14 protein-coding genes are annotated in these 17,184 nt (G+C 36.4%); all 14 read right to left on the minus strand.

Features of this window, described 5'->3' with window-relative positions; translation table 11 throughout:
- The gene (locus CQ022_RS06920) at positions 1-801 is read right to left on the minus strand and encodes an Fn3-like domain-containing protein (RefSeq protein WP_228421483.1); all 801 of its coding nucleotides are present in this window, start codon (positions 799-801) and stop codon (positions 1-3) included.
- An 80-nt stretch (positions 802-881) separates the two neighbouring features.
- Positions 882-1,427: a peptidoglycan-binding protein LysM gene (locus CQ022_RS06925; protein ID WP_105680716.1), complete on the minus strand. Its 546-nt coding sequence runs from the start codon at positions 1,425-1,427 to the stop codon at positions 882-884.
- A gap of 226 nt (positions 1,428-1,653) precedes the next feature.
- Positions 1,654-2,199, minus strand: a complete 546-nt coding sequence (locus CQ022_RS06930; RefSeq protein ID WP_105680717.1) for a peptidoglycan-binding protein LysM — start codon at positions 2,197-2,199, stop codon at positions 1,654-1,656.
- A gap of 325 nt (positions 2,200-2,524) precedes the next feature.
- Complete coding sequence (locus CQ022_RS06935; RefSeq protein ID WP_105680718.1) at positions 2,525-3,070, minus strand: peptidoglycan-binding protein LysM; 546 nt, start codon at positions 3,068-3,070, stop codon at positions 2,525-2,527.
- Positions 3,071-3,402: 332 nt separating this feature from the next.
- Positions 3,403-3,948 (minus strand): peptidoglycan-binding protein LysM, encoded by a 546-nt coding sequence (locus CQ022_RS06940; RefSeq protein ID WP_105680719.1) that lies wholly within the window; start codon positions 3,946-3,948, stop codon positions 3,403-3,405.
- A gap of 204 nt (positions 3,949-4,152) precedes the next feature.
- Positions 4,153-4,695 carry a peptidoglycan-binding protein LysM gene (locus CQ022_RS06945; protein ID WP_105680720.1) on the minus strand — a complete coding sequence of 181 codons (543 nt, stop codon included), beginning with the start codon at positions 4,693-4,695 and terminating at the stop codon, positions 4,153-4,155.
- Positions 4,696-4,955: 260 nt separating this feature from the next.
- Positions 4,956-9,695 carry a hypothetical protein gene (locus CQ022_RS06950; RefSeq protein ID WP_105680721.1) on the minus strand — a complete coding sequence of 1,580 codons (4,740 nt, stop codon included), beginning with the start codon at positions 9,693-9,695 and terminating at the stop codon, positions 4,956-4,958.
- Positions 9,695-10,714: a hypothetical protein gene (locus CQ022_RS06955; RefSeq protein ID WP_105680722.1), complete on the minus strand. Its 1,020-nt coding sequence runs from the start codon at positions 10,712-10,714 to the stop codon at positions 9,695-9,697. The genes CQ022_RS06950 and CQ022_RS06955 overlap by 1 nt, the downstream gene beginning before the upstream one ends.
- 14 nt (positions 10,715-10,728) lie before the next feature.
- Entirely contained in the window at positions 10,729-11,571 is an 843-nt protein-coding gene (locus CQ022_RS06960) for a hypothetical protein (RefSeq protein WP_105680723.1), read from the minus strand.
- 325 nt (positions 11,572-11,896) lie between these two features.
- Positions 11,897-12,337: a lysozyme gene (locus CQ022_RS06965; protein WP_105680724.1), complete on the minus strand. Its 441-nt coding sequence runs from the start codon at positions 12,335-12,337 to the stop codon at positions 11,897-11,899.
- Positions 12,334-12,903, minus strand: a complete 570-nt coding sequence (locus tag CQ022_RS06970; RefSeq protein ID WP_123864397.1) for a hypothetical protein — start codon at positions 12,901-12,903, stop codon at positions 12,334-12,336. Before CQ022_RS06970 ends, CQ022_RS06965 begins: the two co-directional genes overlap by 4 nt.
- A 76-nt stretch (positions 12,904-12,979) precedes the next feature.
- Positions 12,980-14,284 carry an ATP-binding protein gene (locus tag CQ022_RS06975; RefSeq protein ID WP_105680726.1) on the minus strand — a complete coding sequence of 435 codons (1,305 nt, stop codon included), beginning with the start codon at positions 14,282-14,284 and terminating at the stop codon, positions 12,980-12,982.
- A gap of 667 nt (positions 14,285-14,951) precedes the next feature.
- Entirely contained in the window at positions 14,952-15,689 is a 738-nt protein-coding gene (locus tag CQ022_RS06980) for a hypothetical protein (protein WP_105680727.1), read from the minus strand.
- A gap of 575 nt (positions 15,690-16,264) precedes the next feature.
- Complete coding sequence (locus CQ022_RS06985) at positions 16,265-17,119, minus strand: hypothetical protein (protein WP_105680728.1); 855 nt, start codon at positions 17,117-17,119, stop codon at positions 16,265-16,267.
- Positions 17,120-17,184 lie beyond the last annotated feature (65 nt).

Genomic DNA, 17,184 nt, shown 5'->3' on the forward strand with positions numbered 1-17,184 from the left:
TTAAAATTTAAAGTTTTTTTCGCCTACGCGTAAATCATTGGATTCTGCCATTTTGATAATAACCACGCCAAGGAAGTTCCCTGAAATGTTCTCTGGCAAAGAAAACTGAACAACCTGATTAGTATCTGGAAGCATGGAGATGGAAATTGCGGGTAATTTTATTTCCTTACCATTGTCTGTGTTGGTGAGTTCAAACGCAACGGTGGCATCATTGATGGTGTTTCCATCATTATGAATGCTTACTGCGACTTTTCTATTCGCTGCATTCTCATTACTCGCTTCTGAAATATTGGTAATATCCAAACTTTTCACATGGTTTCCCGGTGGAGTATAAAAAATGTGAAGTCCCACTTCAAATAAGGTGATAATACCTATTCCATTCTGAACACGTGCCTTATCTGCCTGCTGAGGAAGTTGAGTAAAAAACAACATGCTGTTCGTAACGGCAGACTGTGATGCGTTTGCCGGAATCTGCATAGTTACTACAATCTCTTTTGTACTTTTCGCAGGAACTGTTACCGCATTTTCTAAGGTGGACACCCAGGAAGCATTGGAAGTTTTTGAACTGCCTGCTTCAAGATAAACCTTATTTCCGTCTTCTTCTCTAGCCCAATCTTTATAGTTGAGATTAAAAACATAATCCTTATCCGAGCTGTTTTGAAGCGTGACCGTCTTTGTTACTTTTTCTCCCGGATTACCTGTGAAAAACAAGCGTGTAGGCGACATAGAGATACTTTGTGCCAGAAGTGAAGAAGAGCCTGTAAGGATAAAGAAAATGAAAAGGTGAATAAACTTGTGCATGGTGTAAATAGTTTAATAATAAAGATTCCCAAAACTACTGAAAACATAGCAAAATGAACCTTTACAAACTAAAAATTTTATTATAAAGCAGTCGCAGTATAAGTTACTGTTTGTGTATAAGTTCCGGCCGGTTTCCCTAAAATATCAGAAGATGATGATTTTGCAGCGGGAATGGTGTAGTCCAAATTCAGTGTTAAGGCACTTCCAAGAGGAGCATTAGCTACTAAGGTTTTCTCTCCTGCAGATAAAATCACATCGTTTTTTGTTCCTCCCATAGTTCCAGGAGCTACTGCTGCTTTGATAGTCAAAACATCTACAGGAATTGAGTTTGAACCATTAACGAAATTCGGGCCTCCTGCTTTTACTTTAACATTAAAATTTTTTGTGGAAGTAACTTTCAAAGCGTTGGCTTGAGCCACTGTTTTTTCTGAATTATAGTCTGCTGCAGTCACATAGTTAAAGGCAACTGCACCACTGATTGCAGTACTTCCTGCGTCGATAGAGATAACATCATTCAGGGTAATGTTTACCGTTGTGGTTGCAGTTGTATTTTGAGCTTGAACATTGTTAGTTCCTAATATGATTGCTCCAATAGTTAAGGCTGCGATGGCGATTTGTTTTTTCATGATAATACTATTTAATTGTTATTCTTGTTTAATTGTTCTCTTTTGAACACTACAAATCTACAGCGGTGATAAAAGTTTCTTTGTAGTGGAAGACGGAAGTGCATGTAGTAAAATAACTACAGGATTACTCATTGGGTGTACATAGAAAAACCCTCAGTACTTTTTAGGTACTGAGGGCACGTATATTGATGTGTTTTTTTATTATAAAATTGATGTGTTTTTTTTATTACAAAGCAGTCGCAGTATAAGTTACTGTTTGCGTATAAGTTCCCGCTGGTTTACCTAAAATATCAGAAGATGATGATTTCGCTGCTGGAATAGTGTAGTCCAGATTCAGCGTTAAGGCACTTCCTAGTGGGGCATTAGCTACTAAGGTTTGATCCGCAGCAGATAACACTACAGCATTTTTTGTTCCGCCCATTGTTCCGGCAGCTGTAGCTGCTTTGATAGTCAAAACATTTACAGGAATTAAGTTGGTTCCATTCATAAAATTAGCACCTCCTGCTTTTACTTTAACATTAAAGTTCTTCGTGGAAGTAACCTTTAAAGAGTTAGCTTTAGTAATCGTCTGATCAGAATTGTAGTCTGCTGCAGTAACGTAGTTAAAGTCAACTGTATTACCAATTGCAGTACTTCCTGCGTCGATAGAGATCACATCATTCAAAGTAATGTTTACGGTTGTGGTTGCGGTTGTATTTTGAGCTTGAACATTGCTAGTTCCTAATATAATAGCTCCAAAAGTTAAGGCTGTGATTAAGATTTGTTTTTTCATGATAGTAATATTTTATTGTTATTTTTTATTTAATTATTCTCTTTTGTATACTGCAAATCTACAGCGGCAATAAAAGTTTCTTTGTAGTGGAAAAAGGAAGTTCATGTAGTAAAATCACTACAGGGTTTATTCATTTGCCTTAAATAGTAAAACCTTCAACACTTAGAAAGTGTTTAGGGCGTATATAAATTGCTGTTATTCTGTCGTCATATAAATTCCCGGATTTTGAATTTTATCTATAGGGGTACAATACATACAAAATCAAAGGCCTCCTGAGGAAGCCTTCGAAACACCAAATCACAAAATATTAATATGAAAAATTAATTTATAAAGCAGTTGCAGTATAAGTTACTGTTTGCGTATAAGTTCCCGCTGGTTTACCTAAAATATCAGAAGATGATGATTTCGCTGCTGGAATAGTGTAGTCCAGATTCAGCGTTAAGGCACTTCCTAGTGGGGCATTAGCTACTAAGGTTTGATCCGCTGCAGATAACACTACAGCACTTTTTGTTCCGCCCATTGTTCCGGCAGCTGTAGCAGCTTTGATAGTCAAAACATTTACAGGGATTAAGTTCGTTCCATTCATAAAATTAGCACCTCCTGCTTTTACTTTAACATTAAAGTTCTTTGTAGAAGTAACTTTTAAAGAGTTAGCTTTAGTAATTGTTTGATCAGAGTTGTAGTCTGCTGCAGTAGCATAGTTAAAATCTACCGTATTACCAATTGCTGTACTTCCTGCGTCGATAGAGATAACATCATTCAGGGTAATGTTTACGGTTGTGGTTGCAGTTGTATTTTGAGCTTGAACATTATTAGTTCCAAATATGATTGCTCCAAAAGTTAAGGCTGTGATTACGATTTGTTTTTTCATGATGGTAATATTTTATTGTTATTTTTTACTTAATTGTTATCTTTTGTATACTGCAAATTTATAATGGTGATAAAAGTTTCTTTGTAGTGGAAAAAGGAAGTTCACGTAGTAAAATCACTACAGGATTACGCATTAGGTTTAAATAGAAAAACCCTCAGTACCTGAAAAGTGCTGAGGGCATGTATATGGATGTGTTTTTTTTATAAAGCAGCCGTAATATAAATTACCGGATTTTGAATTTTATTATATAGGTACAATACATACAAAATCAAAGGCCTCCTGAGGAAGCCTTCGAAACACCAAATCACAAAATATTAATATGAAAAATTAATTTATAAAGCAGTTGCAGTATAAGTTACTGTTTGCGTATAAGTTCCAGCCGGTTTACCTAAAATATCAGAAGATGATGATTTCGCTGCTGGAATAGTGTAGTCCAGATTCAGCGTTAAGGCACTTCCTAGTGGGGCATTTGTAACTAAATTCTGATCCGTTGCAGATAAAACTATTGTATTTTTTGTTCCGCCCATTGTTCCGGCAGCGGTAGCTGCTTTGATAGTCAAAACATTTACAGGAATTAAGTTGGTTCCATTCATAAAATTAGCACCCCCTGCTTTTACTTTAACATTAAAGTTCTTCGTAGAAGTAACCTTCAAAGAGTTGGCTTTAGTAATCGTCTGATCAGAATTGTAGTCTGCTGCAGTAAGATAGTTAAAATCTACCGTATTACCAATGGCAGTACTTCCTGCGTCGATAGAGATAACATCATTCAGAGTAATGTTTACAGTGGTAGTTGCAGTTGTATTTTGAGCTTGAACAGTATTAGTTCCAAATATGATCGCTCCAAAAGTTAAGGCTGTGATTACGATTTGTTTTGTCATGGCAGTAATATTTTATTGTTATTTTTTACTTAATTGTTATCTTTTGTATACTGCAAATTTATAGTGGTGATAAAAGTTTCTTTGTAGTGGAAAAAGGAAGTTCACGTAGTAAAATCACTACAGGGTTTATTCATATGATCAATAGAAAAGCCCTCAATACTTTTGTAGTATTGAGGGCTTTTCTATTTAAGAATTGTTAGTTACTTACAATGCAGTGGCAGTATAAGTTATTTTTTGGGTGTAGGTTCCCTGTGGTTTTCCTAGAAGTACCTTGGATGCATTTTCCGCCGAAATAGAATATGCAATATTTACAGACTGTTTAGTTCCTAAACTTGCATTACTCACCAGCACCTGATCAGTTGTAGATAAAGTGACCTCATTCAAAGTTCCTACCAGACTTCCGCCCGGTATTGCTTTTACCTGTAATATATCTACAGGAATTACGTTGGCACCACTTACAAAGTGTGTGCCTTCAGATTTTACTTTTACATCAAAATTTTTAGAGGAAATAATGACTAAACTGTTGGGAACGGTCACATTTTTTGATGAATTATAATCTTTAGTGCTTCCATAATTAAAATCTACAGTGCCTTCTGAAGCAACAGAGCCAATGTCCATTGCAATAACGTCCGATAAAATAATATTTACTGATGTACTCACCTGCTCTGAATTTTGTGCCATAACCTGGTTGGTTCCTAAGGCAATAGCTCCCAGAGACAGCGCAATGATAAAGATCTGCTTTTTCATGATTAATAAATTTAGTGAGGTGTAATACTATTGTCATTCAGAATCCAAAATTCGGAACTAATTATAAATTTAATAACATTATCTGACATTACCAAAGCCTTTTTTTCATAATTGATTAAGCATTGCCACCATCAAGTTATAGACTTCTACTTTTTCATCCAAGAAATTAATAGATTCTAACCAATAAAATGGCGCCACTTTACAACAAGTGACGCCATTTTTATATGCTATATATTCTTTTGATTCTGAATTTTCCAGTTTTAATACATCTTATTTTCTGCATATTTATAAACGGTCTTTTCATCCCAGACAAATAATTGAATCGAGCTATACGGTGGTATTTTGTATGAATACCCTGCGCTTTTTATGTCGAATCCCTGCCCATAACTATCACTGGCATTTAATACGAGTATTCTCTGACCTCGGAAAACTTTTCCTAATGTAAATTGTTCACCATGAACACATCTGATGACCAGCATTCTATTATCAGAGTCATAATATTGAACTCCCGGCTGCTGCTCAATCATGCCATGAGATAATCTCATTCTTGAGTCTTCATTGATAATCTCATCATCAAGATAGGAAAGACTTCCGTCCGGAATAAATAAAGTATTAGGCTTTTCATCTTTTGATTTAAAGTTTTCAGTAGCCTTTACTGAGCCTGAAACAGTTACTTTATCGGCATCATTAGCATCTGTACCTATACCAATGTTATAACTCTTTCTATGGAAATTAATCCCTTCCCAACTCTTATATTTACTTGAATATTTATAATACTCACCTTCCAATACAGTTAAATAGAACCCATCCTGTTCATTATATATGCCAGATTCTCCACCATTATAATTATCAACAACCATCAATCCATTACCTGTTTGATTGGTAAAATGCTGGTTTACAATAACACCGTTATTAGACATATAATTCCAGCTATTGATATTACCTTGAGAGAAATTTGCGTCAGTCCAAACAGTTCTCCAAGGCTGCCACCCTGTATCTCCAGAGCCTGAATTACTGCCTCTGAATTTCATTCCATTGCCAGCTCTGTCAATAGTTAACTGTTGTCTGCCATCAGCTGAGTTCAGATTTAAAGTCGTTGTATAATTAAACCCGGAAGATGGAGCTTCCTGTCTATAAATTCCAGATTCAGAAACTAAATTTAAATTAGCGACATATTTTAGTTCTTTAAATTTATCGTTCCAGTTACTGATCATAGCAGGCGTAAGATTACCTGTATCCCAAATTACATTCCCCTGAAATGTGGGTCTTGATCTTACATGATTAACGGCACCATAACTATCAATAGTCATCGCTATCTGAGGGCCTGCTGCAAACGAATTGGTTGTTGCAAAAGCCATAGATGTACCATTTCCGTCATTACTTCTTACATATATACCAGCTTGTGTGCCGCTATTAGAAGAAAATCCGATGGATGCTGTATACTGATTATCAGGATTTGAACCACTTTCAGTTTCTACTAAGAAAGAATACTCGGCTGATGTACTGGTATTGCCCCAGCCTGTACCTGTATTTTTTGCTCTTCCTTTAATAGTCTTAAGTCCGGTAATATCCTGTTGTCCATCGATATTAACAAACTTGCTGTTTGTCCAATTGTGAGTTGCTAAAAATACATAACCATCTGTTCTATGGTAGATGTAAGGTGCACCTGCTGATAAACCATTTGAAAATCCTAGTGTTTGAGCATTTTCTGAAGAATTAACTTTAGCATCAGGATTAAAATTATTATTAGTCCAAAGCGCTTCTCCATCTGACAATAAAGGAATATTCCCTTTTTTCGTCATGGTTGTTGTATTGATCGCCTGCCAATATTCTAAGTGATTGCTGAATAAAGGAAAATCTATTCTATGATACCATGTATTATTTCCTGCAATGTGTAAAGAGTTACCATAAGTAGTGGGGAATCCGTTACCTGTCGCCCAATCTGTAACGCTTAAAGGATAATCAGTTTTTACTGCAGTTGCATCTTGATGGTTCCCTCTTTTCGCCAGGTATTCTCCGGGATTAAAATTGTTAGTAGTCCAGGGAATACCCCCTTGAATTTTAACAACACCACTATCTGAACTTAATAATAGGTCACCCCCATTTACAGCTCTCATTGCAAAACTATCTCCTGCTCCACCTCCTGAGGCCGAATCTCCATCAGCTCCAATATAAGCTATATCTTTAGATCCATCATACTTTTGCCAGGTCAGATAATTCCCTGTTTGTGCAGTACTTTTCCATCTACCTAACATAGCTGGAGTCTCTATATTGAAAGCTCCTGTCATAGTACCGCCATCTTTTCTGAGATAGTTTCCTAAGTCTGTAGATGATATAAAATCTGAGGCTAATCTCTGGCCACCACCTGCTGTTAAGATATAGTTATCATTATACCCAACTTTATTGAAACCTTTTGATGAAACCTGACCGGCATCCGTGAATGTTATACCATTATTTAAATCCCAATCTTCTGCATTATTGGTAACAGAAGGTGCCAATATTAAATTGTTATTGGTAGGTTTCTGAATTGACCAGGATTTATAGGAACTATTTTTTAGTTTGAAAGGTATTCTGTTATAATAGGATTTCGCTGCGGAGATAATTTCATCTGTATTTCTTGTCTGATAATCATTTGGTTTGAAATTTACATTATCCCAGGCTCTTCTCCATAGCGTCCAATTGCCATTATACCCACTTCTATAGACTAATTCTCCTGCGTCTGCATTCGTATCATTATATTTTACCTGCAACTGTGCTGTGGTATCCTGGGCCCCCATGTGCAACATAGGACTGTACAAATGCTGAACCCCTCCTGCATTACTGTTCGCTCTATAAACTCCGGAACTGGAATACCCTCCAAGACTATTGAAGTTATCATTAAGCTGAACCGCTTTTGGAATATAGCTGCTGTCTGCAAAATTTGTTAACCAACTTCTTGTAGCAACTACATCAGAAGGTAACACAATGATATGAGCAGGATATAAATCAAAGTTAGGTTCTATTGCATGAGACCATCCTACATTCCAGTCAAGATTATAGTTCCCATATTTAACTTCTACTTTAGCGACTTCAAATGAGAAGTACCCATTCCAGAATGTGTTCGATTCTCCTAATAAAATACTAACATATCCATCAGTTCCAATCCCAATTCTTGCGGTAGTGGTAGGGAAATTATCTGTGACTTCCCATATCGCTTTTGAACCATTGGTAACCAGAGTTCCTGATACATATTTATAGAAAGCTACATTCACTTTTCCTAAGTATTGGTTTTCATATCCATAAATATTAATATCAACACTAAACATAGCATGCTCTGTTGAGGCTTGTGGCATTTTAATCGCTAAAATACCTGTGTGTCCTCCCTCAGCATAATTCCCTTGATAAACTTTATTAAATATCCTTACATTATTCTGGTGTTTACTTATAGATCCTCCGCCATCAAATTCTAAATCCTTTGCCCCAAGATTTACATCCTGTGTTGCTCCATTATAAGGAACATAATTATTTAGAGCTGATGCATTAACAAAAGTTGACGGATCTAAGTTATGGGCATCCCAAACCACTCCATTGACTCCATTTTTATAATGTATAATGTCATTGCCATTAGATTCTATAATCGTATTAATGGTAGGGTTTCCTACATATAATGTAGATGGGCCACTATAATTTAAAACCTGTTTATTACCTGTAGTAAATGAATTAGAATAAATACCTACGCTAGAATAAATCTGACCTGATCTTCCCAGAAAATGGGTAGGCTGATCCGGATCTCCAAAATGGAAACCAATACCTTCATTCAAACTATTGGCACTTCCCTGATAATAAGAAAGTCCATAAGTATCTGCGTTTGCAAATGACCATATTCTATTTCTTTCATCTACTTTGTAAAACCTGTTTTGAAAACCTTCATCTGTTTGCACAAAACCTTTTGAATGGATACCATATGCAGGAATAAACTGAGAGTCCGTATAAGCAGAAGAGGCCAATAAACCACCAGATAAAATTGTCTGCGCTCCATTTCCATTGAGTCCGGCTATAGGTCTATCGGAATCTAATGCCCAATAGCCACCTGTATCTTTCTTCTCCCAAAATGTATTACCAGCAACTAATTCTTCTTTAGTGAGTAAATGTTTAAGATTGATCTGAACCCTTTTTATACCTCCCGGATCCGGATGATCCGACACTGAAGTAACTCTGTTTTTACCTTGGTCTAAACCTCCATATCCAACCGTTACCTTTACATCAAACCCCTGCCAGTAAGATAATTGAGTAAACCAAAAACAAAGTTTACCATTTAAGTTTAAGGCAGTAATCGCATTCCAGTAATGTAATGTAGAATAGCCGCTATGAGAAATAATAGTACCATTATAGATATAGCCCTGAATCTTACAATCTAAAGGCTGATCAGTACCGTACATATTCCCTTTAATCTCTAAAAGAAACTGATCTCCATAGTCTACAGAATAATCTACATCGGTTTCAATGAATGTACCCTGCGGGAAGTTTCTTCCGGAATGATACCAGGAGTCTTCTTTTCCTCGGGAATCATAATCTCCACCGCCTCCCGTAAGGAATCTTCCATTATCTGACCCGTCTTTATAATACCCGGCAGATCTCACGTTATCAAAAGCATTGCCATTGATATTCATAAAATGGTAACCGTTTGACCTATACTGCAATGTACCGGCATAAAGGCCCGGCTGATGAAAAGAAATTGCAGGGTAAATTGTATCAGATGTACCATTGCCTCTTAATTCTAAAGCAACTGCATTATAAGCATTCCCGGTAGCTCCTGAGAATGTTTTTCTTGCCGATATATCCTGAATGGTATTAGTTGTTACTAAATTCAAATCAGAAACTATTTCCGCATGGGTTCTTGTGCTAATTTTTTTCGTTACAGAATTCCAAACCATTACAGAACCTGCATCGTTTGGAACACTTTTCACAATTATTTCGCCTTCTACGGCGATATGATTGTTAAAATATTCAGGAGCAATCATTAGTCTAGTCTTGCAGTTAAAGTAATTCTATATTCATTCGGGGTAAGAGGTGCTAAAACATCTATTTGTACATCATTTTCTGATATAACCACACAACTTACATTTATTTTTCTATTATCGGTATTACGATAACAGATATAATCAACATTCACGGTATTCCAGCCATGGGTGATAGGGAAAGAAACGGACGCTCCATCTCCGATATGCCATGTTTGGGATTTAATTTTTGCATCCAAAACAGCTTTCGTAGATTTTGGAGTCATTGCTTTAGTAATATTGATTCCCTCAATAGCTTCAATATCTGTAGCGATCTGGATCACTCCTTTTACCATATCTGTAGCGTCTACAATATCAGGGATACCTTTTTCTATAATCTGATAATTTTTAGGGATATTGTAAGCATCATCGGTATTGGCAATAAGATGGTCACCCACAGATACAGGTTCATTGCCCACCCATCCATTTGCTGTAATCACCCATACCATTCCTGTTTTAATAACCGCTGCTGTAGCAGGTGATGGCATCGTCATTGAACCTTCAACAGTAGAAGGAGTATAACCTCCCGGCTGATAGATCAGTGCTCCTGTAAGGCTTTGTCCTATGAAGTTTTCAACATAAGTTTTAATCTTATAGGATGACCATGTAAAGGTACCTGACTGAATAGCGTCATTCACAACAATAGAAACAATATCTGCATTGGTAAGATTTCGGCCTGCTACTTTAATAACATGCCCTGAACTATTGGTCAGAAGCTGACTTAGCAATAGAAGCCCGCTTGTCTGATTGGTCTGAAATGGATTATTAGTCAACGGATATTCCGGATGTACATAATTTTCGGCCAAATTAACCCATTCGGTACCATTCCATTGATGCAATTGCCCATTATAATCAATTACCCAACCTGCAGGAACACCATCCGTACTGGGAAATGAAGTAAATTGTTGAAAACGGGTACGTTGTAATTCCCCGAAAAAATTATCCTGATTTGCGTTATTACTGATTACTGCGTTATTATTCATAGTTTTTTATTTTTTTATGGTTTAACTTTTAAAATGAGAATGTTAATCGGATTAGCAAGGTCGCCCAACATCTTAATCTCGATGGTTTGATTGGTTGCATAATCGTCAATATTTATTTTTTTTCCGGTAACACTGTCCCGGGCCTGAATGATCACATTTTCCGTTTCAAGGGTATTGGGAAATACTGCACTTCCTGTAATCTGCACTACTGCACTTTCAGTGGTCTGTGAGATCAGCAAAACCTTATCATAGATCTGCTTATTAAATTCCTGTTGATTTTTCGGGCTGCCTAGCCAACCGTAGTCCAATAACAGCTTTACTTTATCTTCACTTGATTCTCCTATGGGAAGAGCTTTTAAAGCTTCAATATCATCACGGTTTTTTTTGATGAAGTTTACTATTTCCTGAAGTTCATCTAAAGACAGATCATTAGACAATAGTATCTTTCTAATATTTTCTATCTTCAGGGCTAAGTCTTTATCAGCATCTTTCAATGCCTCCACAAAACTATTTACCTGTATTTTCGTGTACGCATTCCCTAATTGATCAGTGCTGTCGATGGTAGCAACATTGCTGATTCCAAGTTTGCTTTTCCAGCTGTCAACATGCGCTGCAGTCAGGTTGCCGGCATTCAATAAAGCCAGATATTCCGAATGAGCCTTTGGGTCTTTTAAGTGTTCCTGAAATGCTTCTGCACTGGCAAATAATTGAAAAATTTCTTCAAATCCTTCAATACCTTTCATAGGGATTAAGTCATCTTTGTGATAAAAAGATAAAAACGTGTCTTTAAACTGGGTTTCTGTTGGAAAATCTCCAGTTTCAAACCAACTGAAAATTGTATGTAATGGTGTACTCATTTGATAATTGATAATTAGTTTTGATAAAATTGATAATTAGGAAAGGCTTAAAGAGTATTTCTATCACGTGACATTTTAAAGGAGCGAAGAAGTCCATATACTTGCAGATGAAGCGATATGTCTATGCGCTCACTTAGAAAGAATCCATGAAGCTGATTCCACTTTTGTAATCTCAAAATATTACAATGATGCTATACATCTTTGTTTGAAATTTGAACTGTATGAGCAGTTTGAAGCCGGAATAAAGCAGGCCACACCGGACTTTGGAGATTTATTTCCAATGATAATAGATGGTTTAAAGTTCCCACTATTAGGTAGAAATTATTTATTTAGAAAAGAACAGATCAGCTTCAGCCTTTCTTCTGCGGATGAGCCCGTTTAATATTTTCCCGGCAGCTGTAATGTATTTCGTGGTAAACCAATTTCTGATGGCCTGCTCTTCTGCTTTTTTATTAATCAAAGAAAATAGTCCATCTGATCCTCCGGTATTGTAAGTGTGCGATACGAGAGCATCAAATTGATTTTGAGTAAGATTCAATTTAATTTTACTGTTGACGATTTTTTCATAAGTTGGTAAAACAGATGAAAATAGCTCTATTCCTTTTTCTTTACTGATTGCAGGATCTTTCATGGTTACTTTTTTTCCTCCAGGATAGTAAGTGTTGCCATATCCTATTGTGGGAATTCCGGCAGAATCCAGATAAGGTTTTGAACTGAAGCCTTCAAATGACACAATCAGATTGATTCCTTTTTGTGATGTTTTCATATCTTAAAATATTTGTAGGTGAAAAAGATGAGTACTAAAGTGATTCCAATAATCGTAATGAAAATCCAGGCCAGGATTTCCAATCCATCTGATTGAATTTCCTTTGTTTCTTCAGAGACATTTGAAGCCACTTCTTTAACTGTTTCTTTTGAACTTATTTTCTGGGTTACATCCTGAGCAACATGGGTAATTTCTTCTTTTTTAACCTCCGATTTCTCATGGTTGCCCTTTGCATAATAGCTGCTGATAGAATATTCTGCATTTCCCACAATGGAAATACGCTGAAGGGTATCACGCCCTATCACGTTATGGAAAACAAAGGGATGAGATGCATCCGATTTTCCTTTAATCAATAGGTCTCCGGATATTTCATTTCTCTCTTCCTTCAGCGACACCTCATCTGATATACTTTGAGTTGATTGTGAGCTTTGAAGGGTTAAAGAATCAGCCTTTATTTTTTCTGTCTTGTTTGTATTTTCTTTATAAGTGGCTGTAATTTTGTGTTTACTCCGGCAGCTCAACATGAGACTGCTCAATATGAGCAATAACAGAATCTTTGTTTTCATGAGTTTTAGTTTTAAAAAATTGAACAGGCTTATCTTGAATTCTTCAATTCCGGGAAGTCTGATTGACATTCAAGTTTTACATAAAGATTTTATCTTCTTTTACATATTCTTTCTTGATGCTATCCAGCAACATATCTAAACTTACTTTGTAACCAGGTTCTTGTAATGCAATTGTTTTTAAACTTACATCCTGTATGACATTCATAATATTAGAACCGGTTAATTCATATCGCTGGGCAATTTGTTCCAGGTCAATATCTTCAAGTTGTAATGGTTCGGGTAAATTTTGCTGCCAGATACGCAGACGCTCTTCATGCTTTGGATTATTGAATTGTATGCAGCTGTGAAAGCGTCGTGTAAAGGCTTTATCCATATTATTTTTAAAGTTGGATGCCAGAATAATAAGCCCTGAAAATGTTTCTATACGTTGCAGCAAATAAGAAACTTCCTGATTGGCATATTTGTCATGGGCATCTTTTACAGAGGTTCTTTTTCCGAAAATAGCATCTGCTTCATCAAAAAATAAAATCCAGTTTTTATTTTCTGCTTTGTTAAACAGCTTCGCTAACTGCTTTTCTGTTTCTCCGATGTATTTTGAGACCAGCATAGAAACATCCACTCTGAAAACAGGACGTTGGGTGTATTTCCCTAAAAGGCTGGCAGCAAGAGTTTTTCCTGTTCCCGGTTCTCCATGAAACAACACTCTGAACCCTGGTTTAAGTTTGGTCTGCATGTTCCAATCTTCCATAAGTATCCGGCTGCTATTGTACCAGGCTTCAATACTTTTAAGCTCCTGCAGCGTAGTTTGAGGAAGTATTAAATCTGTCCATGATCGGCGTGTGAGTATCTGTTCTGCCGGAAAATCATTGCTCATTTTCGGCAATAATTCCAAGCCAAACATGATTTTGTTAAAAGCTTCTTCATGAACATTGATCTGACTGTTTTCATAGGCTGAACCTGAAAAAACGATGAGCTCTTCTTTACTCAAAACCGAATTGGGGCCGAAATAATCCAGAGCTTTCAATCGTTCTGAAATACTGTCTCCTCCTAAAACGTACTGAGCAGCCTGAATGGTAGGATAAAAGAGCCTGCCGCTATCATTGGTTGAACAAAAGTCAAACAGCACACTACCCGGAAGCTCCAGATAAATGCGTTTCAGCAATGCTGGATCCAATCGGGGCAATAAAGCCATTAAAAGAACCACAACTTCCTGATGGGCAAGCTCTTTCCCTGAAATATAATCGCCTAATTGAAAGTTTTCATGGTTACTGGTATTCAATTCAGGGGCTCCTCCATTAAAATCCTCTGAAGGATTGTTGATACGCCATGTAATAACCTTTTCTAAATGAGTAAATAATTTTTGTAATTGTTCTGACTCCATGGGTTTTTATCTTTTTTAAGATCCGGTGTACTGCATCATTTTCACTTTTAAGATGTTTCCCCTTATCTTGTCGTTGATTTCAAGAAACCTCAACCGGAAAGTTGCTCACATTCGAGTATCTCTCCACAGCCGGCACAGCAGCTGTTTTTGGAAAGTAGCTCCTTCATTAGAGTCCTTCTTTTTAAAGAATTAATCTGCGTTTGAAAGAGAACAACAGATCTTAAGACCAGCCATTCTGCTTCCAGGAGGAGATTCTCATGTTTACACATCAGAAAATTCCGGGATTTCACGCGCTAAAAGGTGTCCTGCCAAGGAGAATCTCTCCGATTGAGGTATGTTGTATGTTTTTTAAATATCGTGCAGCATCTCAAGGATGATTACAGGGTATTTCGTAGTTAATTTCAAGAAATCTCAACCGGAAAGTTGCTCACATTTGAGTATCTCTCCACAGCCGGCACAGCCAGCTGCTTTTGGAAAGTAGCTCCTTCATTGGAGTCCTTCTTTTTAAAGAATTAATCTGCGTTTGAAAGAGAATAATAGATCCGAAGACCAGGCATTCTGCTTCCAGGAGGAGATTCTCATGTTTACACATCAGAAAATTCCGGGATTTCACGCGCTAAAAGGTGTCCTGCCAAGGAGAATCTCTCCGATTGAGGTATGTTTGGGATTAATCAATAATATAATTAACCAAATCGTAAAAGTCCCGTCCCAAAATAATTTTTATATTAACGGGATACGATGTATATTTTTTGCCATTGATCTCAATTTCCAAAAGCATCTGAATAAGGGAAAATGGTTTTCTATGATGAACCGTATGTCTGAATGAACCAGCTCTGGTAAGTGTTCCTGATGGATAAAATTCATTGAACTGTGATCCGGGTCTGAAATAATTAATAGGATTGATATCCAGAATCATTTCTTTAGATGTTACAGGGTATTCGGACATTCTGCCCAGCGATATTGCATCTAATTGCTGTTCCCTGTAATAACCTGCATCTTTGAATCCATTCCTGACCTTTTTTTTCTGTTTGTAACGTTTTATAATAATCTTAGGCTTGTACTTATCAATATCTAATTCATTTGATAATTTTACCTTTAAGTATTTATAACTTACACTTCTGCTGAAAGCATGTACATAATGATCTATTTTCTGTGGTTCACTTCCGGATTCTGCTTCCAGATTGATGTGTCCTCGGCCCGATTTTTCAACATTTCCGGCCTGATAGAAATGATAGTATTTTGAGGTCCATTCTGCTGATGCCTTTACATCCAGTCCGAAATTAAGTTCATTTAAATGGAGGTAGTTATCTATGAATCGGCCAAACTGGCTTTCTGTAGGATATTTACCGGTTTCAAAGTAGGTTTTCAGCTCCTCTCTTGGGGTTAATATATTGTTTTCTTCCATGATATTTTAGTTTTCTTATTGGCTTATGTTCTTACTATAACCGCTTTATGGAGCTGATTCCCGGTTGTGATGTAAAGTTCAAAATTGATACTTTTTTTGTTCTTATAAAAGTTTTCCGCTCTCTTCATCCTGTAGCTGCAGCAAATCACATCTTACTCATAAACAATCTATTACACCTAAAACCAATGACTCTTGTTTCTTAATTTTATGCAATGCAATTTCACCTTCCGTTTTCACAGAATTTATTATTTGCTTTCAAAAAAAAATAGAGGTGACAACCCTTCATTCGCTTTCCGGACGATGTTCCGGTAGATAAAGCTTCCTTTTACAGGATATCTTACCCGATTGAGATTGTATTTTTAGTAATGAGAATGTAATGGATTACTTCTCTGCCGTCCTGGGATCTCAAGTTCTTTTATATTGATAGAATACGGCTTGTTTTTTTACATAATAGCAATTACTATTTATGTTGTAGTGATGTACAGTTCAAAATTAATCACTTTATTGTTCTTATCAAAGTTTTTTGCCCCCGCTTGTCTGTAGTTGCAGTAACTCTGTTTTAAAATGATTCATTATTATTTAGAACCATAGTTACACTCAATCCTAACATTTCTGACTTTATCTACCTGACCACCCCACCAATTTTCCTGACTTTGCCCGGCATACAAATATCCTGAGGCTACAAGAGTGTTAGTATCCGCATCATACAAATCACACTGTATGTTCTGAGTGATTGCCTGAAGGTCGGCATTATAAGCAATGTACAAAAAGTCCCATGCATCATAATGATCGGTAACAGTATCTTTATCTCCATGTTCATTACCCCAATATTGTGAGTATGCCCTATATTGGATAGGCACTTCAGTTCTGTTTATAAACTTAATACTTGTATTTACAATATTGATTCTTGCATTATTATCCATTTTAGTAATTTCAATGGGTAGTCTGCCATTCTTCAATTCTCCAAAATCAAAACCATCAGGAATAGTATTCAGATTGTTTCCGAATAACCTACGGATATAATAGCTTTCACTTAACTGATACCCAAAACTATAGTATTCGGTTTCTCCTAAATTACCTTCTGATATTTTTTTTATTTTAATTGTATAAGGTGCGCTTCCCAATAAGTATTGTCTCACTACCCCTACTTTTGTAGAATCTCTTAGGGTGATCAGCTGATCTTCTTCATCCGGTGAGGTTACAGCAACCTGGATTTCTAAATCTCCAACACTATTTGCAAAATAGTAAATAAATGCACTATCAATAGTTGCCAGATTATTAGCAAAGATTAGCATTTCTTTTTTGTTTAGGACATCTTCCTTATGTCTTAAAGAATCAATCAGATCCGAGAATTGATTTTGTGTAGGATGTTTACCTGTTTCAAAATAGGTTTTTAACTGGGCTCTTGTGGTCGGTTTATTTTCTTCCATGGTATTTTATTATTCTTTACAGCTTAATTGCCTTTGGGTACAATGATTATTTTGTTATGTTTTTA

Origin of the sequence: Chryseobacterium culicis (assembly GCF_002979755.1) — a bacterium.
Classification (GTDB): Bacteria; Bacteroidota; Bacteroidia; order Flavobacteriales; family Weeksellaceae; genus Chryseobacterium; species Chryseobacterium culicis_A.

Coding starts and splice junctions, on each gene's coding strand:
- CQ022_RS06965 (WP_105680724.1), bottom strand. CDS start 12,337: ATGAAAACATCACAAAAAGGAATCAATCTGATTGTGTCATTTGAAGGC.
- CQ022_RS06985 (WP_105680728.1), bottom strand. CDS start 17,119: ATGGAAGAAAATAAACCGACCACAAGAGCCCAGTTAAAAACCTATTTT.
- CQ022_RS06935 (WP_105680718.1), bottom strand. CDS start 3,070: ATGAAAAAACAAATCGTAATCACAGCCTTAACTTTTGGAGCAATCATA.
- CQ022_RS06920 (WP_228421483.1), bottom strand. CDS start 801: ATGCACAAGTTTATTCACCTTTTCATTTTCTTTATCCTTACAGGCTCT.
- CQ022_RS06980 (WP_105680727.1), bottom strand. CDS start 15,689: ATGGAAGAAAACAATATATTAACCCCAAGAGAGGAGCTGAAAACCTAC.
- CQ022_RS06950 (WP_105680721.1), bottom strand. CDS start 9,695: ATGATTGCTCCTGAATATTTTAACAATCATATCGCCGTAGAAGGCGAA.
- CQ022_RS06955 (WP_105680722.1), bottom strand. CDS start 10,714: ATGAATAATAACGCAGTAATCAGTAATAACGCAAATCAGGATAATTTT.
- CQ022_RS06960 (WP_105680723.1), bottom strand. CDS start 11,571: ATGAGTACACCATTACATACAATTTTCAGTTGGTTTGAAACTGGAGAT.
- CQ022_RS06975 (WP_105680726.1), bottom strand. CDS start 14,284: ATGGAGTCAGAACAATTACAAAAATTATTTACTCATTTAGAAAAGGTT.
- CQ022_RS06970 (WP_123864397.1), bottom strand. CDS start 12,903: ATGAAAACAAAGATTCTGTTATTGCTCATATTGAGCAGTCTCATGTTG.
- CQ022_RS06940 (WP_105680719.1), bottom strand. CDS start 3,948: ATGACAAAACAAATCGTAATCACAGCCTTAACTTTTGGAGCGATCATA.
- CQ022_RS06945 (WP_105680720.1), bottom strand. CDS start 4,695: ATGAAAAAGCAGATCTTTATCATTGCGCTGTCTCTGGGAGCTATTGCC.
- CQ022_RS06925 (WP_105680716.1), bottom strand. CDS start 1,427: ATGAAAAAACAAATCGCCATCGCAGCCTTAACTATTGGAGCAATCATA.
- CQ022_RS06930 (WP_105680717.1), bottom strand. CDS start 2,199: ATGAAAAAACAAATCTTAATCACAGCCTTAACTTTTGGAGCTATTATA.